This is a genomic window from Clostridioides sp. ZZV14-6150, from assembly GCF_020657875.1.
In the GTDB taxonomy this organism is placed as follows: domain Bacteria; phylum Bacillota; class Clostridia; order Peptostreptococcales; family Peptostreptococcaceae; genus Clostridioides.
Genome location: NZ_JAGWDA010000001.1, coordinates 103045 through 126827, shown reverse-complemented (window position 1 = coordinate 126827; position 23783 = coordinate 103045). Strand labels below are relative to the sequence as shown.

Genomic DNA, 23783 nt, shown 5'->3' with positions numbered 1-23783 from the left:
AGGAAAGTTATGTCTATTATTTGTGCTTCAATAATGTGTGCAGACCAAATGAACTTAAAAAAAGAACTAGAAGCTCTTGAAGAGGCTGATGTAAAATTGCTTCACTGTGATGTTATGGATGGAATATTTGTCAAAAACTTAGCCATGGGACCAGAACTATTAAAGTCAATAAGCGAAAATACAACTATACCTTTAGATATTCATTTAGCTACAGAAACTCCAAATAAGTATATTGATATGATGTCTTATATAAAGCCAAAGTATATTTCTTTTCATGTGGAATCAAGCACAGATGTAAAAGCTGATATACAAAAGTTGAGAGATTATGGAATAGGGCCAGTGTTAGCAATAAGTCCCCAAACTAGTGTAGATAAAATAGAAGAATATATAGGTTTAGTTGAGGGTATCTTAGTAATGACAGTAAATCCAGGATTTGCAGGTCAAAAGTTTAATCTCTCTGTTTTAGATAAGTTAGATAAGCTTACAGAGATATTAAAAGATTATGATAATCCTCCATTTATAGAAGTTGATGGAAATATAAATAAAGATACTATTAGACTTATGAATGGCAAAAAAGTCGATATATATGTTGTTGGTACATCAGCTTTATTTAATGACAAGCCTCCAATTTCATATAAAGAGAAGATAAGAGAGCTAAAAGAAAGTATAAAATAGTTAATAATAAAATTATAAAATTTGTATATTTAGATAATGTAAATTTTAAATAAATTAGGAATTTTATAATATTTAATAAAAATTTTAATTGAGTAAGGAGAATGTTTATGGGTGACATATACAAACTGCAAAATGGGACAGATATTAGAGGAATAGCATATAAAAATGATTCTAAGGAAGTTAATTTAACTGTAGAAGAAGTAAAAAAAATAGCTAAAGCATTTCATATTTGGTTAAAAGAAAAAACTAAAAAAGATAAAATAACTGTTGCAATAGGAACTGATTCTAGAATAACAGGGAGTCAATTTAGAAACACTGTTATTGAAACTTTAATCAATGATAATTGTAATGTAATTGATTGTGAGATTGCTACAACACCAGCAATGTTTATGACAACTATTATGGATGGATACCACTCTGATGGGTCAATTATGATTACAGCTAGCCATTTACCTTATTACTATAATGGATTAAAGTTTTTTACAGAAAATGGTGGTCTAGAAAAAACAGATATAAAAGAAATGTTGGATATAGCTGTTAAAAATGATAGTGTACAGTCTGAAAGAGTAGACAAAAAAGGTACAGTTGTAGTAAAAAATTTAGTAGAAGATTATTCTAATTTATTGATAGATAAAATTAGAATAGGTGTAAACTCAAGTAAAAACTATGAAAAGCCTTTTTCTGGACTTAAAATACTAGTTGATGCAGGAAATGGAGCTGGAGGTTTTTTTGCTGAAAAAGTTTTACACATACTGGGAGCAGATACAACAGGTAGTCAATTTTTGAACCCAGACGGTATGTTCCCAAATCATATACCAAATCCTGAAAATAAAGAAGCAATGGAAAGCATTTGTAAAGCCGTATTAGATAATAAGAGTGATTTAGGAATAATATTTGATACAGATGTAGATAGAGCTGCTATTGTAGGTAAAAATGGTAAACCAATAAATAAAAATGCTCTTATAGCTGTTATATCATCAATAATATTAGAAGAACATCCAAATACAGCTATAGTAACTGATTCTATTACTTCAGAAGGTCTTGCTAAATTCATAAGCGAATTAGGAGGAAGACATCATAGATTTAAAAGAGGATATAAAAATGTAATAAATGAAGCTATAAGATTAAATAGTGAAGGTGAAGAGTGCCATTTAGCTATAGAGACATCTGGACATGCTGCTTTAAAAGAAAATTATTTTTTAGATGATGGAGCATATTTAATAGCTAAAATTTTAATAAAAGTTGCAAAACTTTCTTTAGAAGGAAAGACTATAGAAGAATTGATAGAAAACCTTGAAGAAGCAAAGGAAGAAAAAGAAGTTAGAATAGGCATCAATAAAGAAGATTTTAGACCATATGCAGAAGATATATTAAAAGAATTAGATTCTCATGTTAATGATGTTGATGGATGGTCTGTTGCACCAAATAACTTTGAAGGTATAAGAGTTAATTGTAATGAAGCAAATGGAGATGGTTGGTTTTTACTTAGAATATCATTACATGAGCCATTGTTAGCTTTAAATATTGAATCAAATAAAGTTGGTGGAGCAGAAGAAATTTACTCTGAATTAAAACTTTTCCTAGAAAAATATGACTTAAAAGGTCTTTAGGATTAATAAAAAACATACACTTATATTAAAGAATGGATGTAAATTTATACCTAAGATTACAAATATTACAAAATTGTAATCTTAGGTAACAGATATGTAACTGATTATGGAAATTCTATGTGATATTATAAATACAGAGAGATGAAATACATGATGATTTATAGAGAAATATAATTTAAAATGTATTAATATCGCACTAAAAGGTATAATCAAATAAATATGTAAATATAAACCCCAACATTTAGAAAGAGACCTCCAAGGAGGTTTTTTTCTTGTTTACTCCTAAAAAGCATAAAAAATAATTATGTATAGATATAAAATTTTTTCTTTAAACAAATACACAATGTCATGATATAATAACTTTATTAGAACGATAAGGGGATAATAATATTATGTTTAAGAACAAATATGTTGAACGTGTTGAGCAGTTTATAAATGCATATTTTGTAGATAGAGATGTGAAAAAATGTATGTCTTTTTTTCACAAAAATATATGTTGGATTGGTACTGGAAAGTTTGAAGTAGGGAATAGTATTGAAAAAGTAGAGTATTTATTAGAAGAGTATGTAAAACAATCACCAGATAGTTTTATTTTAGAAAAGTTATGGCTAGATAGTAAAGAATATTCAAAAAATTTACATGCTGTATTTGGAGAGTATCTAGTTGGTAAGAAAACTAAAAAAGGTTATAATTTTCAAGTAGAAATAAGAATAACATACTTATGTGTTGAATGTGAGGGAGAAATATTAATAAGTAGTGTTCATACTTCTGTTGCAAATGATTTACAAAAAATAGGTGAGTATTTTCCGATAAGTTTAATGGAAGCTGAAAATGATAATTATGGGCATTTAGTGGGAGATGAGATTATAAGAGTGATGGCCTACATCATTCAATCATTTAGAGATTACTATTTATTTGCTGGTAGATATGGTGGAGATGAATTTATTGTTTTGACAGAAAATATAGAAAAAGCAATTCATATTGAATCTAAAGTTCATAATAGTCTACTTAAATATAATTTTAAAGACCTCGACTATAAAATAACTGTAAGTATTGGAATTTCTGAATGGATAGACTTTGATTCTTTTGAAGCATTTTTAAGTGAGGCAGATAAAAAACTATATAAAGCTAAAAAATCAGGAAAAAATAAGACTATATATTAGAGTAAGTATATAAGTATATTAAAAATAGTTTTATGATTTTAATAAGGTTGTAAATTGCAAGTTAATCATTTATAGCATGTAATTTAAAATAAAAATTATTTTGAAATTTACAACCTTATGTATTTAATATTAATTAATTTTTTTAAAAGAAAGGGCTACTTTAAATAAATCAGCATCTATAATTATTTCCATAGTTGCATTTTGTAATTCAATTATATTTTGAGAAATTGATAAGCCCAGACCGGAGCCATCTGTATTTCTTGATATATCACCTCTTCTAAATCTTTCTATTAATTCTTCTGGTTTTAGATTTAGTTTATCATTTGAAATATTTTTAAATGTTACTATTATATTTTCATCTTTTATAAACATATCTATGTAAACTCTAGTATTTTTCATAGAGTATTTTAGTATATTGCCAATCAGGTTTTCAAATACCCTCCAAGTCTTTTTTCCATCTATCATAGTAAATACAGATTCTTCAGGTGTTTCTATTATAAAATCTAAATTGCTGTTTTGAATTTTATCTTCAAGCTCTACTATACTTTGAATTAAGAGCTCTTTTATATCAGTTTTTGTTATATTAAATTCTATATCACCACTACTAAGCTTAGAAGCTTCAAATATATCCTCTATTAATAATTTTAATCTTTGTGATTTTTTATCTAAAATATTTATATAGTCGTTTATTGTTTCTTTATCAAAGTCATTATTTTTTAACATATCAACATAGCTTAATATAGATGTAAGTGGAGTCTTTAAGTCATGAGATACATTTGTTATAAGTTCTGTCTTCATTCTTTCACTTTTTATATTAGCATCTACAGCAGCCTCAAGACCATCTGTTATATTATTTATACTTTTGGATAAAGCAGATATTTCATCGTCTCCTATCACTTCCAACTTATATTTTAGATTTCCATTTTCAATATTTTTTATATTTTTCGAGATATTATTTATGTAGTTAAACTTACTAGATAAAAAGTTGTATATAGAAGAATAAGAAATTATACTTACAAGTGTGAATAAAACCTCTATAACTATTGCCTCAACATAATATACACGCATAAATAATACTAAAACTATGTACTGAATAATTGCTTGTATAACTATAGAGATTAAAAAGGTTATAGATAGTTTCTTATTTATAGTTTTTCTATTATATATGCTAACAAGGTCTGAAAAGAATCTATATGTTATAGACATATCTTTTGGATTATAGCCACCATGTTTTATATTTTCATATATTATATAAATTACAGATAGAATAATAAAATTAAATATAATTAAATTGGCATTGTAGAACATTTTAGTATTTGTAAATATATAAAATCGTAATACTAGAAGTATTAAAATTAATATAAGTGTAAATTCAATCTTTACCTTAGAAAAGAAAGTGATGATGTTTTCTAAAAATTTAACTTTATTTTGGTTATTTTTTTTGTAGAATACAAGAAATAGTATAGTGAATATACAACTTAATAATGCACTACCTTCACAAATAAATTTCAAATTTGTTTTTTCTAAATACAAAGGAGGTCCAAAGTAGTAGAAACAAGGTATAGCTACCTCATTGTATAAATATTTAAATTCATTAACGCTAGCAAAGTTATTATTTAAATCATATATTGTTTCAAATAATGTAGAAAAGGAGAGAAATAATAGTAATAATAAAATAAATTTTGCTCTTGAATCATTAATAATTAAGTTTTTCAATTTTGTAACCAATTCCCCACACCACCTTTAAATATTTTGGTTCTTTTGAGTTTACTTCAATCTTTTCTCTAATTCTTCTAATATGAACAGCAACAGTTCTTTCACAGCTATAAGCATCTTCATTCCAAACTTTTTCATAAATCTCATGAGAGGAGAATATTTTTCCTTTTCGTGATAGGAGAAGAGCAAGTATTTTATACTCAAGAGGTGTCATTTTAACTTCTTCACCATCTAAAGAAACTATTTTTGTATCTGTATTTAGCTCAAGACCTCCACTTTTTAAAATATAATTAGTATCGTTTGAGTTATTTGCATTACTAAAGTCTCCTAAGTTTATATATCTTCTAAGTTGAGATTTTACTCGTGCAGTAAGTTCTAGTGGATTAAATGGTTTAGTTATGTAGTCATCAGCGCCCATATTAAGACCTATAATTTTATCCATATCTTGTGATTTTGCAGATAGAAGGATTATAGGAATATTCTTTTTTTCTCTTATTTTGAGTGTAGTTTTAAGACCATCTAAATTAGGCATCATTACATCCATTATTATTAATTTAATATCATTTTCAATTAATATATCCAAAGCTTCTAAGCCATCGTATGCTTTTAAAACATTAAGATTATCAGGTCTTAAATAGAATTCTATAGCATCTACTATTTCTTTATCGTCATCTACGACCAATATATTTTGATTCACTTTATTATTCCCCCTCGAAATTTTATTTTTAATCAATCTTTATTTTATACTAAAAATTGGTTTCAGAAAATAGTAAGTATATTAACTGATTAGCTCTAAAAATATATTAACAAATATAAATAACAAAGGAGTTTCATAATTATTAAGAATTTATAACAAATATTTATTTTAAAATAAATATTTGTTATAAATTAGGGGTGTGGAGTATAGAAGGAACATTTTTATCATTTAATAATTTATCAAAAGACTTGTGGTCAGATTTATAACCAATACCTTCTCTGCATTCTGATTCATCAATAAGTTTGTATTGTTCACACGCATTTTTTACTTTTTCATAATCCTCAATAGAATGAGCTTTATAAACTATTTTGTTGTTAAAACTTATTTCATGAGCAAACTTAGGTTTTACAAAGTATTTGGCATCTTTGATTTGACCAGAGTTATACAGACCTTGAATGACAGAGCCATTTTTTATATGTTGTAAATGGTCATCTAACTTATAAGTATGTGCTATATGGGTTACACTTTTAAATTTTTTTTCAAAAGTAATTGCAATTTCTTCCATAGAGTTAAAATTAGTAGTACCATTTACATTTTTTTCTGGCAATATTATTATATTTTCTCTTTTTACTCCTAGATTATTAAGAGAAGCTAAGAATTCTCTATTTCTATATTCTGATTTTTGGCTATCTGTAAGAGTTTCATATTTTTTATATCTATCGAAAACAGATATACCACATCCAGTAGATACTAAAACCACAAATACATGATTTTTTCCTCTTTCTTTTACAGCGTTTACAATAGCACTGCCAGCCCACAATACTTCATCATCTTGATGTTGAACATAGAAAACAACATAATCTTTAAATTTTCTATGACTATAATTAATATAGCTATTAAAACCTGTTAAAATCAAGCATAAAACTAAAATGATAGATAAAATTCCATACTTATTTATAGTAAACTTCTTGTTTTTAAGAGTCATTTAATCATCTCCTGAAAAGCTGTCTTAGTTATATTATCAATCAAAGTATTAAAAATTATTTCTTAAAAACTAAAAATTATAGAGTAGATTAATGGAATAAATTTTTTTTGTGCTAAAGTAAAATTAAAAAAATTTTATATATAAGTAAGAAAAAAGAAGGGATGGTTTAGATGGTTGATATCCTATGATTGCCACCTTTGGATTATCAAATTTATTTTTTATAAACTTAGGAAAATTCTTTTCACATATTTCTGGTTAATTATTTTTACAGTGAATAGTTTTATCTATCATATTGAGATATTTTATAACAGCATTTAATGACGCTATAAAAATGCTTCTATCTTTAGTATATCTTTTTTTATATCTTCTATCTGCATCATTTTAGACAAGTGATTAACCCTTTTTTCATTGCTTTAATTTAGTGCGGTGTTAAGTATTTAAACTAAATTCAAAGGCGTAGATTTAGTATTATTAACGCCTTTGAAAATTTAGATACTGTTATAATTTTGTTTGTTTATACTCGTTTATATAGTATACTAGTAAAATAGTATTAACATTAATTACACAACGATTTTAATTGTGCTTTTAAGAATAATGTTATATTTTTAAATATAGTTCTTTTATCAAGGTCATTTACATATATATCTTCAATGCATGAATCTACAATAAATTCCTCACATAAATCCACTTCTATGTCTAATTTAGGATTATATCTGTAACCATTTATTGTAACTATTGGTTTTCCAGGTGGTGAAATAACTATTCCTTCTTCATATGTCAAGCATTCAAATTTGGCATATGGAATTATATATGCTAAAAATGGTACTTCATAATGTGCAGAATGAACTGATTGTTCATCTACTAGAGCAGTATATACTATTTTCTGTTTTAATAAGCCATTCACTATTAGTTTTCTTCCATTTAAGCATGTTCCTTCAGCATTTTGTAGTATTGTAAATGCACTAGTATTTTCACAATCAATTGGTATTCTACTTAAACTTTCAACAAGTACAATTAATACACCATTTTCTCCAATTAATATATCAAATGAAGGTGTAATGATATTATTAATTATTGTTTGTAAAGTTGTTATTAATATTTCTATTAATGGTCCTTCAAGTGTACTAACTGTTTCAAATATATCATTGATAACAATTTGTATAGATTTTAGTAATCTTATTAAATCGTCTGCTCTACATATTATAGAATTAAGAGATTCGCATACTATTCTTGCTATATCAGTTTGAATTGTATTTAACAAATCATCAATATCAAATAAAAGAGAATTTACAGATGGTTGAACTAAATCTAGTAATCTTTGCAGTTTAGCTAATAAAGGATTTATAATCTCGCCTAATCCAGGTATTAAAGATATTGCATCCTTAATTGTTGATATTAAATCATTTATTCCACCAATCAATGTATTAATTGTTGTCTGTATATTTGTTTCTAGAAACTCATCTAATATAATTTCTATTCTATTCAATATATCTAAGCTAATATATAAATTATATGATTTATATGCAAATGGAGTTTCTATAAGTTTTACTGAAGTAATTGTTGCGCTTGCATAAACTTGATCTATATTTTCTATATCAGGTTTTAATCTTGGGATGGGAAGTATCTCAGGAATTGAAATCTCTGTCCAATTTAAGTTTTCCTTTTTACATCCATTCATATTTAATTTTGATACATCACATATACCTAAAGTTTTGATATTAAAGTCACATTCACAAGTTTTTTTATTACATCCCATTTTTATTCCTCCTCATTTTATTTAAATTACTTAACATATTTTTGATGCCTTTATAAAAATAGTTGTATTTTTAAAGACACTTCTTTCTGATAATACACATGCATATATATCCTCTATATATGCTGTTATCTTAAATTGTTGGTATAGTGGTGTATTTTTGTCTATTATTATAAATACTGAAAATGGTATATTAAAATGTGCAGAATGAACTGATTGTTCATCTAGCGCTGCTGTATAGATTATTTTTTGTCTTAGTAGTCCTTCTATTATTAATTTTCTTCCTGTCAAATTTGTACATTCTCCATTTGGTATAGTTTCTCCTGGTATAGAGTTTCCATTACATGAGATGTATCCGTTTACCAAAGGTGTTTTTATTACTCTTTGAGATATTATATCTACACAAGAATGTACCTCTACTATATCTTCTATATTTGGCTTTTGTGATGGTATATCTACTGTTTCTGATACAAAAAACTCTGTCCATTTGTTTTTATCTTCAGGACAAGGGCATTGTAAAACTTTTTCTATTTTTGATTCTGGATAGACACCAACAATATTTAATATCTTATCATCGCAACCGCATTTATCATGGAATTGATAAGATGTGCCATTTGTATAATTAGAATTTAACATTTCCTCTACTCCTTATTTTTATAATTTTATAATGTATTTCTTGGTATTGCATATAATAATAGTGTTGTATATTTCGATATAGTTCTTGCATCTAATAGGCTTACAGACAAATCTTCTATACACGCATTTACTTGATAATCTACATCAAGTGAGTCTAATTTCATTAATTGTGTGGCATTATTAAAAGTAATTTTCTGTGGTATAACTATATAGCTTGAAAATGGTACATAAAAATGTGCAGAATGAACTGGTTGAGATTTTTCATCAGCTGTATAAGATATTTTTTGACACAATTCACCCTCAACAATAATTTTTCTTCCTGTAGAGATTTTTCCTTCTAAGTTTGGTATAAAATCACAATTAGCATCTAAAGGTGATACAGGTGTCTTCACTACTTTTGTTCTCAATATATTTACTGATACATTAACTGAGTTTATTTGTTCAATATCTGGTTTTTGTATTGGGATATTTAAGGTTTCTGGTATATACATCTGAAACCAATAAGGATATTGACTTATAACCTGTGTAACATCGTCTGTGTCACATAAACCACTTATATCAATTAAATCCATATTACAAGCACATGCATTACTATTCATATTTATCTCTCCTTATATAATTTATTGAAAGTTTTTAGCTCTCAATATAATCTATTTAAATTTCGACTTTTTGTTACAAGTTTTCGAATATTTTTATTTTTTTAGTCTTTTTATAACAATATATGATTTTATATCATATATAAAATGTATATAGAAACTTTAATCTCTATATAATTATAAAATTAAGGAGATGTTTATATGAATGAAAGTATTTTAAAAACTGGAATTACCCCCTTAGAAGATTATCCAGATAACAAATGTATGAAATACTATAAAGAATTTATAGAAGATGATATACTATGTGTTCCAACACAAAAACCAGATATAGAATGTATTAATGAAGTAAGTGTAAAGATATGCATAGAAGATAAGGAGATTATTAACACGATACTAGGGCCAAAATTAGTTATAAAAGGATTAAAAAATATTAAGATTATATATACTGGAGATAATTGTCAGCAGTCTCTTCATTCTGCACATTGGAGTATACCATTTTGTCAATTTATTTTGTTAAAAGATTTGAGATATGATAAGTGTGATAATATTATAGAAACTATTTTTATTGGAATAGAGAATATTTGTGTAAAACACTTTGATTGTAGAATGATTGATTTATCACTATTATTTATAATTTGTCCACAACTTCATAATTGTAATAATTGTAAATGCTGTAGAAGTTATTGTATGCATAATCCAAATTTATGCTATTACGATAATGATACCTGTTCAGATAGTTGTAATAATGTTACACCATGTAAATATAGTCTTGGGGATAAATATAATAGCAAAATGAGATACAAATAAATATTTAAATAAGAGACAATAAGTATATTTACATATATTTATTGTCTTTTTATTCAATGAAAGTAAGTTTCTATAAGAGAAAATTTAATAATCATTATAAATAGATATATAATAAATTAATATAATATCGTATTATTAAACTTTATAATTGTTACTATTTGAGTTAAAATGTTGGAAAAAATTATATATCAGTAAATTTAAGATAATAAAAAAAGACCTCAATTACATGTAAAAATAAGGTCTTTTTATGGGTTTCAAAAAAAGTAAAAATATTATAGATTTTTACTTATACAAAAGAAGTTATCTATTTTAGATTTTAAATCCATTGAGATAACTTCGTTTGTATTATAGTTTGCATCTTATTATAAAATATTTCAAATAGCCAAAAAATTATATTATTTGTATTATTTAATATATTTAGCTATCAAAATATATTAGATTAAAATAATATACTCTATTATACTTAACATAGTTTTTGAAAGCTTTTGTTTTTTATAAAAATAAGATTTTTAGTAGTTTCTATTACATTTTTTTGTATAGCATTGTTTTTTGTACTTATCAAAACATTCTTGTATATTATCTTCATAGTTGTTTATATAAGGTGAGTTTTCATAATAAACATTATAATAGTCACATCCATGATGTTCATTATGATTACATTTTTTTGAACCACATTTTATAAATGCAATGGCTAATTTAATTAGTTCATCAATTAACTCCTCTATTTGATCTAATTCTTTTTCTAAATCACAAATTAGACAATCACAGAAAGAAGATTTTACATCTTTTTCATCATTGCATGAAATACAATCACTACAGAATATTAATAGTATAATTATTTTAGCTATAATAGATATTATTAAAAGTATAATTTGTACTAATAAGCAAAATAATTTTCCTACTAAAAATTCACATTTATCATTACAGTTTATTTGTCTTATAGCTTCAGCTAAACACTCAGATAATCTAAAAGCTCTTTTTAATTCTTCTCTAAGTTTGCAATTTTTTACATAGTTAGAATCTATTAGAGATTCTAATTCTTCGGAAAGTTCATTTAATATGCCATTGTCTAAATTGAAATTTAAATCTTTCTGAAAATCTAATTTAATTTTTGCATCAGATAAATCATAACTTTCGCCAACTAAAAAATATTTTATTATTCTCCATATTTGACAAGGTGTTAAATAAGCTCTTGTATTTGTATTTAAATATTCTTCTTTTGTCAATCCAATTACTAATTTCATTAAATCGCTAGAATATGATTCTAAATTATTCTTATAATATTCTAAACTCTTTGTATTATCCACTCTTTACCACTCCTATATATTTATTAGGATAAATTCAATATCCTAATATATATATATGACTTGGGTACATTTATGATACAAATAAAAACAAAATTTTACATTAATATATATATAAATACTATTTTTACTTGGATTATATAATTTTTTTATATTTTGTGTAAATATATGAATGAACATATGAAAGAACTTTTTCCTAATAAAGGTACAATAAGAGTATTGAATTCTATAAGTAGATTAAAAGAATCTTTACATAAACTAAAAAATCGTCCTGATAGCAATCAAGACGATTTTAATGAATAAATCATTACTTAAATTATTTTGAATTTGAAACTTCACCCTAGACTAATAGATTGTAGTTTCTTTTTTGTTTTTAACACAGATTTACATCTTCATTATATCGTATTTTAACAAAAATAAAACTGTGAATGCTAGAAATATATTTTAATTAATTTTTTAACATAATGCTATTTAAAAGTAGATAAAACTAAAAAGGGTGTTCTAGAAAATAAGGTTCATTTAATTATACTTGCTTACTAATATCATAACTTGATGCAAACAAGATTCTACTACATTTTTTCTGTACTCTAGTATAAAATCATCTAACTGTGTATCTATAAAATCACAATAATCATATGAACTGCCAATATAAGCAGTTAACATATGTGTACATCTATCCATTTTATATCTAAACATATATTATTATCCCCCTAAAAAACTTTCATAAAAACAAAAAGAAAAATATCTTTTTGGCAACTGGCTGACATAACTTATAAGATATTTTACAAGTCTTAGTCCCTATAGCTTTGCGTCACTAAATTTCTCTAGTTTTGCCGATTTAGTTTTATTCTACAACTACAATAATATAACAGAATTAGTTATTATTCAACATGACTATTTGAAAATTGGATAAATTTATAAATATGAACGTTATTTTACTTCAAAAAAAATAAACTAAACGTATAAATTATATGGTAAAAATTACCTGTATCAATTGTGATTAGAAGCTTCTATTATTAATTTGAGCTAGACAGAATTTGAGGGAGTGACAAAGCGTGGAAGAAGAAATATTAATAGAAGGGTTAGTAAGAGTAGAATTTATGGTAATGAACTATTTATGGGAAAAAGGTTCCTTGACATCTAAAAAAGAAATAATAAGAGACATAAAGCAGATGTATGGATAGCATAAGAGTACTCTAAAAATAGTATTAAAAGGATTAATTTTTAAGGGTTTTTTAGCTAGAGATATTATAAGATTTCAATTGTATTATAAAATAATAATAACTAGTGAAGAGTATGATACTTTTAAGAAAAAAGTATTAAAATCTACTAAGAACAGAAAAATTATACATTCTCTTACGACGATACATAAGCCCATGAGTAAAGAAAAACTAGATTATTTAGAAGAGTATTATAGGAATTTAGAAGAATAATTTAGTATAAATTGGAAATGTTATTTATACAAATTTTCTTGTTTTAAAAATTGTGTTGATATAGACTTTATCTATATATAAATTAATAGTTTAAAAGATGAAAATTATAGGTAATTACATAATAAAAACAATGAAGGTATGAAAGTATAACTTTTTGTACCTTTATTTTATTTATTATTCTGAACATATTTTAAATTATTGAATAGGCTCACTTTTGATTTATATAAATTTTAGTAGAATATTTATATAATATAGATTGATAGGGAGAAAAACAAAACTTGGATAAGTGCCTAGTATCATAGTAAAATAAATACTTGAAACTATATTTCTTCCACCATTCTTCCACCTATGAAAAAAACTACTCAATAAGAATTAATATACATCAATTCAGCTTAATCTAATCAAAACACTTAAATAAAAGTAATCTGAAAACAACATAATTCAAATCAATTAATTCAAATAAGCCTCAATTTATCTTAAATCTTAAGAAATATTTAAGATTTAGGATAATATTTTCTTAAGATTTATATTCTATTATATAGATATAAAGAAAAATTATAAAAATGTAAGATAATACAATATAACAATTTAGTCATTATTGAGAAAGGGAGTGAAAGATATTGTATAATAAATATAAGGATTATTATACAATAGAGGAAGTGAAAATATGTACAATATACTAGTAGTAGATGACGATAAAGAAATTGTTGATTCAATAGAGATATATCTTAAATCAGAAGGATTTAAAATACATAAAGCATATGATGGAATGAAAGCATTAGAAGTAATAACAGAAAATGATATTCATCTAATCTTAATGGATATAATGATGCCTAAATTAGATGGAATCAAAGCAACTGTAAAAATACGTGAAGAAAGAAATATACCAATAATTTTAATTTCAGCAAAAAGTGAAGATACAGATAAAATAATGGGATTAAACATTGGAGCTGACGATTATATAACAAAACCATTTAATTTATTAGAACTTGTAGCTAGAGTAAAATCAAACTTAAGGCGATATGTAACTTTAGGTAATTATGAAGATACATGTAAAGAAATTTTAAAAAGTGGAGCTCTAGAGCTAAATACATTGACAAAAGAAGTTAAGATTGATGGCGAAAATATAAAAATGACACCAATTGAATATAAGATAATTGAACTTCTTTTAGAAAATAAAGGACGAGTCTTCTCAATAGATGAGATATACGAAAAAGTATGGAATGAAGAAAGTTTTAATTCAGAAAATACAGTAGCAGTACACATTAGACGAATAAGAGAAAAGATTGAAATAAATCCAAAAGAACCAAGATTTTTAAAGGTGGTGTGGGGAGTTGGTTATAAGATTGAAAAATTTTAGCGGAAAACTTATGAAAGAAAAGAGTTTAATATTCAATTGCATTTTGATTTTAGTCGTTTTTACTTTTACACAAATATTAGGAATTCTTATATGTTTTAACTTCTTCTCAAGTAGCTTAATGTACTCTATGGGAATTATGCTTGTATTGAATTTTATTTTATATAAGATATTGACGATGTAGATGAGGTGAACAACTTGGAAAAATATAGAGCATTAAAGTTAGTAGCATTAATAATAGTATCTATTTCGTTTCCATTAGCTATACTATTTGCATCAATAGGATTTGCTGAGCCTAAACACAATATACAAAAAACTTCTACAAGTAGTGGAATTGTTCGAATATCTGATGATTTTTATGACAGCAATATATTTGATGAAAGTACAATACAAGAGATATTATACAATTTGAAACTATCTGTAAGTAGTGAAAATAACAAAGAAGAAAAACTGAAATTAAATGATATTTATTTTAACGCAGGACGAAAGGGCAAAAATATTGCTTTAGACAACGATTATGGTTACTTTAATAATTATGATGAACTTGTAAATAATAAGCTATCATCTATAGAATATTTAAACTCTTTGAAAAATATAAAAATGTATATTAGAAATACATATACAGGAGAGTTTTATACTAACACAATATATGATGATTTAGATGAATTTAAGCAAAAAGTAAAGGGTTATTGTGATGTAGAAATAGTAGTAGGAGTAGAAAACGATTCTTATACTAAAAAACTAAATGGGAAAAAATTAAAATTAAATAATATCGATTTAAAACTGAATAGTATAGATGAGGCATTTAAAGCTTATGTATCCTTTCCTAAAGAACTAAGTATAGATGATGGAGTTGTATACAATAACTTTGAAACATTTAAGCAAGCTACAGAAAAAGTGAAATTATTTTTTGTAGCTAGTTTAGTTTTAGCTATTATATGTTTATTGTCTATGATATTATGTAAACGAATTAAATGTAAGGCATTAAAGAAAGACAATGTATTTTTATTAATATACAATAAAATACCTATGGAATTTAATGCAATAATAATAGTTATCTCAATAATACTTCTATTTATGTATGTTATTAATACATCCTATGATACTTATGTTATATTACTAATTTCTATAGCATCATTACTAATTTCAAATAATATATTTTTTATAACTGTTCAGTTAAGCTATTTGGAAAATAAAATGTGTATATTTAAATCAAGTGTTATAGTTAGAATGATTTTATGGTTAATAAAAACTGTAAGGGAGGTCATTAACGCTATAAAAAAAGTATCTTTAGCAAGAAAAGTTATTGGTATAGTAATAATATCTTTGGTTTTAATAATTATAATCAGCGCTCAAAGTGTGAGCCTAGGATTGTTATTTTCTATATGTATATTTTTAGGTTTTGCACTTTATATAACCAAAAGGCTTTCTTATTTGAGTTATGTTATAGAGGGTACCGAAAAAATAAAAGATGGTGAATTAGACTATAAGATAAAAATTAGTGGAAATGATAATTTTACATCTTTAGCAGAAAATATAAATAATATTGGAGAAGGTCTAGACAAAGCAATAGAAGAACAGGTAAAAAGTGAAAGAATGAAATCTGACCTTATAACTAATGTATCTCATGATTTAAAAACTCCACTTACCTCTATAATAAATTATGTAGATTTAATTAAAAAAGAAGATTCTATACAACCAGACTATATAAACGATTATATAAATGTACTAGAATCAAAGTCAAAGAGGTTAAAATTATTGATAGAAGATTTATTTGAAGCGAGTAGAGTAAGTAGTGGTAATATAGAGTTACAAGTTAGTAAAATTGATTTGGTACAACTATTAAGACAAAGTATAGGTGAGCTTGAAGAAAAATTGTCTAAAAATAATCTAAATATAAGACTGAATGTTCCAAATGAAAAAGTGTATATATGGGCAGATGGAAGAAGAATGTATAGAGTTTTTGAAAATCTACTGTCAAATATAGCTAAATATTCTTTAGAAAGTACTAGAGTTTATATCGATGTTTATGAAAATGGTGACAATGTAAAGGTGGTTATGAAAAACATATCTTCATATGAGTTAAATTTTGACCCAAGTGAGATTATGGAAAGATTTAAAAGAGCTGATGAGTCAAGAAATACTGAAGGTAGTGGATTAGGGCTTGCTATTGCAAGGGATTTAGTAAATTTACAAGGTGGAAAATTCTATATAGAAATAGATGGCGATTTGTTTAAAGCAAATTTAGAATTTCAAAAATGTGAAGAAGAAATAAAGATAGATTAAAATAAAATTTCAAGATATAATATAATTTTTACAGAAAAATTAAGATATTGAAAGGTTTCCTATAAAACAATTATGTAGATACTTTTAAAGAAAGGAATACTTTTAATTAATTTTATGAGAATGTAGATAGATTTGTGTAAATATATTTTTTCTTATTCAATATTACTGGAAATTTTGATATGCTCCCTTTATAGTAGACAGTTGAAATAATAACAACTGATGCTATGAAGAGAGTATATTTTTATGTTACGAAAATCTAAAATAGATTTTGAAACAAAAATTAAACTAGTTGAAATGTATTGTACAATTAGCTATAGGAGATAGGAAAGTTGAAAAAATTTCAGATAAGTCTTTAAATCAACTATTTTCCATTGTATTTTAAAATAATTGTGCGTTTTCAGTTTTCTAATCATAAGAATACTCTTTTAATATTTCTGTATAAGCAAAACACTCTGTAATATGGTCGTTGACCATGCCTGTAGCCTGCATGAATGCATAAACTGTGGTTGAGCCGAGAAATTTAAAACCCATCTTTTTCAAATCTTTGCTTATCTTATCAGAAAGTGGAGTTGTTGCAGGTAAATCTTCAACTTTTTCCCAATGTCCCACAATAGAAGTATTATTTACATATCTCCAAATCATCTTATCAAAGCTGCCATGTTTATCCTTAATTTCAAGAAATACCTTAGCGTTGTTTATAGCTGAATTAATTTTCAAACGATTTCTTATAATGCCCTCGTTTGCCATGAGTTCGTCAATCTTTTTATCATCATAAAGGGCTATCTTATTTGGATTAAATCCATCAAATGCTTCCCTGTAGGACTCCCTTTTTTTAAGTATGGTTATCCACGAAAGCCCTGCCTGCATGCTTTCTAAAATTAGCATTTCAAATAGCTTATCATCATCATGTACAGGGCGTCCCCATTCGTTGTCATGATAATCTGTATATATTTGGGTATTTCCTGACCAAGCACATCGGATTTTTTCATTCATGTTATATTATCCTTTCTGTTTTATAAATAATCTACATTAATTCTGCCTTACAAAGATATTATACATTTATTCAACATCTCACACAATCAAATCTTTTTAATTTTAACTAAGGCTGGCAATAAGAAGCATTCCCAGAAATGGTACGTTTCCTACCTGCTCTTGTTGTTCCAAAATGATAATAACTGCAAGCTTATAAAATAATTTATATCTTTCTTTTAAAACAAATTCTCAATCGCCTTTATTCAAAGTTATTTGACATACATACAGTACGTATGTTATGTTGATGTTACCAAATATAAAGGAGATTATTTTTATGAAAAATAGTTTTTACCCTGTACTAATGTGCAATGATATAAGAAAAGAAGCAGATTTTTTTATAGAATTATTTGACTTCAGGGAAGTATTTAATAGTGATTGGTATATTAGCCTAAAAGACAATGATGACTTTGAGTTGGCATTGATTGATAGTACACATGATACAATACCTAAACTGTATAGAAAACAGTGTGAAGGCCTTATTCTTAATATTGAAGTTAACGATGTGAATACTGTATATTCAGAAGTAATTAGTAGAAAAAAATCATCGCTTTTGTTAGATATAAAAAATGAAGAATTTGGTCAAAGACATTTTATTATTGAAACTCCAAGTAAAATTTTGGTTGATATTATTCAAATAATTCCGCCATCAAATGATTATCTCGAAAATTATAAGAAATCAGGTAAAGAAAATGACTAAAAATAAAAAAGAATTAGCATCTATAAACACTACAAAAAATTTGATTGCTATTGCACGTAATCATTTTTCTACGTATGGCTATGAAAAGACCTCATTAGAAGCTATCGCAGAAGAAGCTAATATGACTAGAGGTGCAGTATATCACCATTTCAAAAATAAAAAAAACCTATTTAAAGCAGTTTTAAGTCTTGTTCAGTATGAAGTTGGACTAAATGTAGAAAAAGAAGCTATGGCATCTGAAGATATATGGGAACAGTTAATTTTAGGTTGTGTTGGATTTGTACAATCAGCTACTTTAGACTCTAACAAAAGAATATTATTAATCGAAGCACCTAATATTATAGAGTGGACAGAGTGGAAAAAAATGGATAATGACAATTCTGTTTTACTTTTGGAAGAACAACTCTTAATTGCACAAAAAAACGGAAAATTAATAGAGTTTGATATTCATGTGATTTCACATATGATTTCTGGTGCATTAAATGATTTATCTATTTTTCTTGCAGAAGCCAATACTTTAGATAAAAATCAAGTTTATAAAGCGATTTCTCATTTACTGAAAGGGTTTAGAAAAGATGGCTAAGAAAGTGAAAGACTACTATGACATTGAATATGTAAACTTCTTAGCTGAAAAAATAAAATCAGTATATCCAGAATTTATTATTAATAAGTTCTTTTCACTGATAAAACCAACTATTGAATTATTAGAATTCAATGAAAGGCAAGAGTTATTGGCAAATGCTTTAAAAGAGTCTATCAATTTAAATTATTCGGAGACTATTAATGTTTTTGAGAAAATACTAGGTCCAGAGTTAGAAGGTAGTTTAGGCATGTTTACAGAAGGTTATTGGTTATGGCCTATTGGAAAGTATGTAGAGAAGTTTGGTGGAGAAAATTTTGAAGTAAGCACAACTTTCAGTAAGGAGTTAACAAAAAGATTTACTAGTGAATATTGTATGCGTACCATAATAAATAATTTTCCAGAACAGTCTATGGCTTTGCTTTTGGAATGGAGTAAAGATAGTAATAAAAGAGTTCGTCGATTAGCTAGTGAATGTCTCAGAATACGATTGCCATGGGCAAAAAAAATGTATGTTGCCTTAGACTATTTTGATACTTATTTTGAATTATTGTCTAATCTAAAAGATGATACAGATAAAACAATTCAAAAGAGTGTAGCAAATAATCTAAATGATTTATACAAAGAAGATAAAGACAAATTTGAATTAATTATTTCTAGTTGGCAAACAGAAAATATAACAAAAGAATGTAAATGGATTATTAGGCATGCTTCAAGAACAAAAAATAAAAAGCAAGAAAGTTATTCTAATATTAAAGTCTAAGGGTATTAGGAGGAAGTGTTTTGTGGCTGATGGTAGCAACTTTTTTCTTTTTTATATTGTTGGTCTTTAGAAGTCTTTTTGTTGGAATTTTTAAGGATATTCATCATTTCAGAAGAGGGAAATTCTCAAAATGAGCAATCAATAAAAGAAACAAATGAAAAAGGGTAATATGTAAGTAAGAAAATGGCAGGATGATATCTTTCTAATGAAAAAAGTGTAATTAAAAAGTAGTTATAAAAAAACTCTATAAGAAAATTGTATTTTTCAACATGTTTTCTTATAGAGGCAAACATATATTGTATGTAATAACTGATAATCAATCTAATATCTTAAAAATATATTGGATTCATAAATGGTATTACAAGTTCTGTGACCTCTCCATCTGCATCAAGACCCCAATATCCGCTGTAAATACCATCGCCCATACCGCTTGTGAACATAATTAATTTGTAGAATGTTTGTGGTAATTGCCAAAGTAAGAAATTGCCACCTTCATTCTGTACATTGGGGTGCATTTCATAGCTTTTTTGAAAAAGTGTTGCAAAATAATCATTATATTTGTTTTTGTCTGGGTTTTCACTTTGCCATTTTGTGATAAAATTACTATACTCTTTTGCAACTTTTGCGTCTGAAAAACAGGCTAATCCTGTATCTACACCAAAGAAAGTCCATGCTCCTGCTTTTCCAAAATCTTCGGTTTTCTTTCCCTTTGGCATGGCAATTTCATATTTGATAGGTTTTTTGTCATTGATAATTAATCTTGCTGCTACAATTCTAAGTCCTGCAATTTTAGAATGGCAGATAGAAATTTCTACTGAATAACTTCCAACAGGTATTTTTCTTTCTAAATAAGTCATATATTCACTACCTAAATACGCAAGAGGGTCTGCAAGGACAATTTCTCCACTTGGGAAATCTGCTTTTCCTATTATGAATGGTTCCAGTTTCTCACTTTTTTGAAACAATCCTTGAAAGAATTCTATTGAATAGTTTTCCTGATTTAAAAATTTTAGGTTCTTTTCAAATGCTATTTGTGCAGGATGTTTAACTTGTTCTCTAATTTCTTTTCCTGTATTTGTATCAATAAAATATTTTCCGCTTTTATCAGAGTGAAACTCTAAATCAGTTCCTATTGGCATATAAAAAATATTCAAAGCAGTTGGTTCAATATTAATAAGTGTATTGAAATCTACAACTTCCATGTTCTCAGGATTATTTACATACTCCTGTGTATCCTTATCACCAAAAGCAATCCATCCATTTCCAAATTCACTATGTTCTCTAAAAAGCCACTTTAGTTTTGATGTTCCATTGAGAATCGATTTGCTGACAATACAGCCACCTGCACCAGTAATATACTGTTTTATTTCTGATTTTTCGACTTTTGTTTCTTTTTTATTTTCGCTAAATAATTTCATGTAAATTCTCCTCATCTTTTTAAAATTTTTTTGATAATCAACACAATAGATTCTGGAAGTATTTTACTAGTCTTTCAACTTGTATGGTAATAATTGTATTTGATTGTATAAAATCAGTACAGTACTATTTATTTAAGTAGACATAATTTGGGGATTTTTTATTCGGTCTAGCTTGTTTTTTGAAAAAATAATATGTGTCACTGCCATATTTTTTTAAAAATACTTTTTAGTATCGTATATCTTTTAGATTAGAGTGAAACTGTGCAAAATTATAAAATAAGGTAAAATCGTGTGCAATTATTTGGTATGGCACTATGTATGTAAAATATAGATAATAAAATTAAGGAGGCAGTATGAAGGAAAGGGCTAAAAAAATATTAGATTTTATTATTAAAAATAACAATGTAACATCACAAGAACTACAAGAAAAGTTCAATGTATCAAAGAGAACTGTTTACTATGATATCTTAGCTATAAACGAAGAATTAGGGAAAAGAGGTAATATAAAAAATATAAAACACAAATTTATATTTGAAGGTAACTTAGGTAATGTAAGAAAAATAATTTCGGCTGAAGAAGATAAATTTTTAGATAGTGAATATAGAAAAACTTTTATATTGAACAAAATATTACATGATGAAAAAATATCAATAGAAAAACTAACAAATGAAATGTTACTTTCAAAAAACACAGTAGTACAAACAATAACCGATATAAAAAAGTATCTTCAAACAATGGGACTAAAATTAGAATACAAGGGAAAGTACAAAGTAATAGGTGATGAATATGTTATTAGAGAACTTTTCTTGCTACTTACACAAGAAAATGTATTAGAAATTAATTCTATAAGTAATGAAGTAACTAACTTTGATACAAAGGGATGCATAAATCTTACAGATTACTCTTTATTAAATTTAACTAAGTTTACAGAGTTTCTAAATAAAAGAATAAGAGTTGGGAAAACCTTGTACTCTTATAAATATCTAAATGAAGCTAAAAAAATTAGTTACTTTAATAATTGTAAAGACCTTTTATGTGAAGAAGCTAATGAAAATGAACAAGCCTATGTGTGTGCTTATGTAAGTTCACTTCCTAGTTTAAATAGTGAAGTTAAGGAAGATGTTGTCGAAGCATATGTAGATAAACTTATAGACAAGTTTGAAGTAAATACAGCAATAAAATTAGAAAGTAAGCATGAGTTTAAAAAAAATATTTTAAGGCACCTGCATTCTTCTTACAATAGAATAAGATTTAAGTTTCCTATTAGCAACCCTATGCTAGACGAAACTAAGTATAAACATAAGTCACTTTATAAGATTATAAAGTCAATTATAGAAAATGAAGAAGAGTTTCCTGTATTTGAAGGTATAAGAGAAGAAGAAATAGGATTTATAGCAGCATATTTTGGAGGATACTTAAGAGGTTCTAGAGATAATGGTCTAAGAAAAAATAAAGTCTTACTAGTTTGTCCTAATGGTCTTATGGTATCAAAGAGTTTGGAAATACAGCTATACAAATACATACCAACTATAGAAATAGTAGGTATAGTATCTATTAAGCAACTAAAAGAAGTAAATATATACTATGATTACATAATTACAACCATAGACATACAAAATGTAAGTAATGTAATAGTTGTAAATCCTCTTTTAACAACATCAGACATTCAACTACTTATGAACAAACTCATAAGTGTAAAAGAAAATGAGAAGTATTTCAATCTTGAACTGATAATACAGGCTATAAGAAAAAATGGAGTTATTAATAACGAAGAATCACTAAAAGCTGACTTATTAAACATAATACATAAGATAGATGAAGGAGAGATGTATCAACCAATGTTAAAGGAATTAATTAATGAAGAGAGGGTCAACATAATAAGAAGTGTTAAAGACTGGAAAGAAGCAATAAAAATAGCCTCAAAACCATTGTTAGAAGACAACTCTATTGAAGAGTTGTATATAGAAAATATGATAAAGTCAGTTGAAAAGTATGGACCGTATATTGTTTTAGCTGATAGATTTGCTCTACCACATGCAAGCTCTAAAGAAGGGGTAAACAAACTTGCCATGTCCTTACTTATAGTAAAAGATGAGGTTGATTTATTAGGAAAGCCAGTGAACATATTTATGGTACTAGCTGCTATAGACAATACTACTCACATCAGAGCATTAGCATCGCTGTCGGAGATGATGTATGAAGAAGAAAATATAAAAGTAATAATTAATGGAGACAAAAGCTCAATACTAGAACTTATAAATAAACAAAATTAGGA

General features: G+C 26.0%; 23 protein-coding genes and 1 riboswitch. Of the genes, 13 read left to right on the top strand and 10 right to left on the bottom strand.

The window, feature by feature from the left end; translation table 11 throughout:
- The first annotated feature begins 9 nt into the window (after positions 1-9).
- The 3 genes from KGF41_RS00570 to KGF41_RS00560 all read left to right on the top strand — a co-directional run bounded on the left by KGF41_RS00570 (position 10) and on the right by KGF41_RS00560 (position 3448).
- Positions 10-675 carry a ribulose-phosphate 3-epimerase gene (locus tag KGF41_RS00570; RefSeq protein WP_227829230.1) on the top strand — a complete coding sequence of 222 codons (666 nt, stop codon included), beginning with the start codon at positions 10-12 and terminating at the stop codon, positions 673-675.
- 107 nt (positions 676-782) lie between these two features.
- Complete coding sequence (locus KGF41_RS00565) at positions 783-2285, top strand: phosphomannomutase/phosphoglucomutase (protein WP_227856260.1); 1503 nt, start codon at positions 783-785, stop codon at positions 2283-2285.
- A 392-nt stretch (positions 2286-2677) separates the two neighbouring features.
- On the top strand, positions 2678-3448 hold the full coding sequence (locus tag KGF41_RS00560) for a GGDEF domain-containing protein (RefSeq protein WP_227856259.1): 771 nt from the start codon (positions 2678-2680) through the stop codon (positions 3446-3448).
- A 129-nt stretch (positions 3449-3577) separates the two neighbouring features.
- Here KGF41_RS00560 and KGF41_RS00555 read toward each other — a convergent pair whose 3' ends face one another.
- The 6 genes from KGF41_RS00555 to KGF41_RS00530 form a co-directional block, all read right to left on the bottom strand.
- On the bottom strand, positions 3578-5176 hold the full coding sequence (locus KGF41_RS00555; protein WP_227856258.1) for a sensor histidine kinase: 1599 nt from the start codon (positions 5174-5176) through the stop codon (positions 3578-3580).
- Complete coding sequence (locus KGF41_RS00550; protein ID WP_227841003.1) at positions 5145-5861, bottom strand: response regulator transcription factor; 717 nt, start codon at positions 5859-5861, stop codon at positions 5145-5147. Before KGF41_RS00550 ends, KGF41_RS00555 begins: the two co-directional genes overlap by 32 nt.
- Positions 5862-6045: 184 nt before the next feature.
- Positions 6046-6846 carry a PIG-L family deacetylase gene (locus KGF41_RS00545; protein ID WP_227830472.1) on the bottom strand — a complete coding sequence of 267 codons (801 nt, stop codon included), beginning with the start codon at positions 6844-6846 and terminating at the stop codon, positions 6046-6048.
- Between the two features lie 556 nt (positions 6847-7402).
- The gene (locus KGF41_RS00540) at positions 7403-8602 is read right to left on the bottom strand and encodes a hypothetical protein (RefSeq protein WP_227856257.1); all 1200 of its coding nucleotides are present in this window, start codon (positions 8600-8602) and stop codon (positions 7403-7405) included.
- 30 nt (positions 8603-8632) lie between these two features.
- Positions 8633-9235, bottom strand: coding sequence for a DUF3794 domain-containing protein (locus KGF41_RS00535; RefSeq protein WP_227830470.1), 603 nt, complete (start codon positions 9233-9235; stop codon positions 8633-8635).
- 26 nt (positions 9236-9261) lie between these two features.
- Entirely contained in the window at positions 9262-9834 is a 573-nt protein-coding gene (locus KGF41_RS00530) for a DUF3794 domain-containing protein (RefSeq protein ID WP_227830469.1), read from the bottom strand.
- Positions 9835-10032: 198 nt separating this feature from the next.
- On the opposite strand from KGF41_RS00530, the gene KGF41_RS00525 reads away from it, so the two are divergent.
- The gene (locus KGF41_RS00525) at positions 10033-10638 is read left to right on the top strand and encodes a DUF3794 domain-containing protein (RefSeq protein ID WP_227830468.1); all 606 of its coding nucleotides are present in this window, start codon (positions 10033-10035) and stop codon (positions 10636-10638) included.
- A 509-nt stretch (positions 10639-11147) separates the two neighbouring features.
- Here the strand turns inward: KGF41_RS00525 and KGF41_RS00520 are convergent.
- Entirely contained in the window at positions 11148-11945 is a 798-nt protein-coding gene (locus KGF41_RS00520) for a hypothetical protein (protein ID WP_227828914.1), read from the bottom strand.
- Between the two features lie 165 nt (positions 11946-12110).
- Here KGF41_RS00520 and KGF41_RS20795 point away from each other — a divergent pair, with 165 nt between their 5' ends.
- A complete protein-coding gene (locus KGF41_RS20795) occupies positions 12111-12245 on the top strand; it encodes a hypothetical protein (RefSeq protein ID WP_255287724.1) in 135 nt (44 codons plus the stop codon).
- 216 nt (positions 12246-12461) lie between these two features.
- Here the strand turns inward: KGF41_RS20795 and KGF41_RS00515 are convergent, their stop codons facing one another.
- Complete coding sequence (locus KGF41_RS00515) at positions 12462-12638, bottom strand: hypothetical protein (protein WP_227828913.1); 177 nt, start codon at positions 12636-12638, stop codon at positions 12462-12464.
- Positions 12639-12690: 52 nt separating this feature from the next.
- Positions 12691-12787, bottom strand: a riboswitch (cyclic di-GMP riboswitch).
- Between the two features lie 210 nt (positions 12788-12997).
- Between KGF41_RS00515 and KGF41_RS20790 the strand changes: the two genes are divergently transcribed.
- The 4 genes from KGF41_RS20790 to KGF41_RS00500 all read left to right on the top strand — a co-directional run bounded on the left by KGF41_RS20790 (position 12998) and on the right by KGF41_RS00500 (position 17018).
- Positions 12998-13126 (top strand): hypothetical protein, encoded by a 129-nt coding sequence (locus KGF41_RS20790; RefSeq protein WP_255287723.1) that lies wholly within the window; start codon positions 12998-13000, stop codon positions 13124-13126.
- A gap of 78 nt (positions 13127-13204) precedes the next feature.
- Entirely contained in the window at positions 13205-13375 is a 171-nt protein-coding gene (locus KGF41_RS00510) for a hypothetical protein (RefSeq protein WP_227828912.1), read from the top strand.
- Between the two features lie 667 nt (positions 13376-14042).
- Positions 14043-14735: a response regulator transcription factor gene (locus KGF41_RS00505; protein WP_227828911.1), complete on the top strand. Its 693-nt coding sequence runs from the start codon at positions 14043-14045 to the stop codon at positions 14733-14735.
- Positions 14736-14930: 195 nt separating this feature from the next.
- Positions 14931-17018, top strand: a complete 2088-nt coding sequence (locus KGF41_RS00500) for a sensor histidine kinase (protein WP_255611282.1) — start codon at positions 14931-14933, stop codon at positions 17016-17018.
- 405 nt (positions 17019-17423) lie between these two features.
- On the opposite strand, the gene KGF41_RS00495 is transcribed toward KGF41_RS00500, so the two are convergent.
- Positions 17424-18011, bottom strand: a complete 588-nt coding sequence (locus tag KGF41_RS00495; protein WP_227828909.1) for a DNA-3-methyladenine glycosylase I — start codon at positions 18009-18011, stop codon at positions 17424-17426.
- 313 nt (positions 18012-18324) lie between these two features.
- Here KGF41_RS00495 and KGF41_RS00490 point away from each other — a divergent pair, with 313 nt between their 5' ends.
- From KGF41_RS00490 to KGF41_RS00480, 3 genes are read left to right on the top strand one after another with little or no spacing between them, the layout of a single operon-like run.
- Entirely contained in the window at positions 18325-18747 is a 423-nt protein-coding gene (locus KGF41_RS00490; RefSeq protein ID WP_227828908.1) for a hypothetical protein, read from the top strand.
- Positions 18701-19330, top strand: a complete 630-nt coding sequence (locus tag KGF41_RS00485) for a TetR/AcrR family transcriptional regulator (protein WP_227828907.1) — start codon at positions 18701-18703, stop codon at positions 19328-19330. The genes KGF41_RS00490 and KGF41_RS00485 overlap by 47 nt, the downstream gene beginning before the upstream one ends.
- Positions 19323-20090: a DNA alkylation repair protein gene (locus tag KGF41_RS00480; protein WP_227828906.1), complete on the top strand. Its 768-nt coding sequence runs from the start codon at positions 19323-19325 to the stop codon at positions 20088-20090. Before KGF41_RS00485 ends, KGF41_RS00480 begins: the two co-directional genes overlap by 8 nt.
- Positions 20091-20419: 329 nt before the next feature.
- On the opposite strand, the gene KGF41_RS00475 is transcribed toward KGF41_RS00480, so the two are convergent.
- Complete coding sequence (locus KGF41_RS00475; RefSeq protein WP_227828905.1) at positions 20420-21508, bottom strand: DUF2185 domain-containing protein; 1089 nt, start codon at positions 21506-21508, stop codon at positions 20420-20422.
- 353 nt (positions 21509-21861) lie between these two features.
- On the opposite strand from KGF41_RS00475, the gene KGF41_RS00470 reads away from it, so the two are divergent.
- On the top strand, positions 21862-23781 hold the full coding sequence (locus KGF41_RS00470) for a BglG family transcription antiterminator (protein WP_227842218.1): 1920 nt from the start codon (positions 21862-21864) through the stop codon (positions 23779-23781).
- Positions 23782-23783 lie beyond the last annotated feature (2 nt).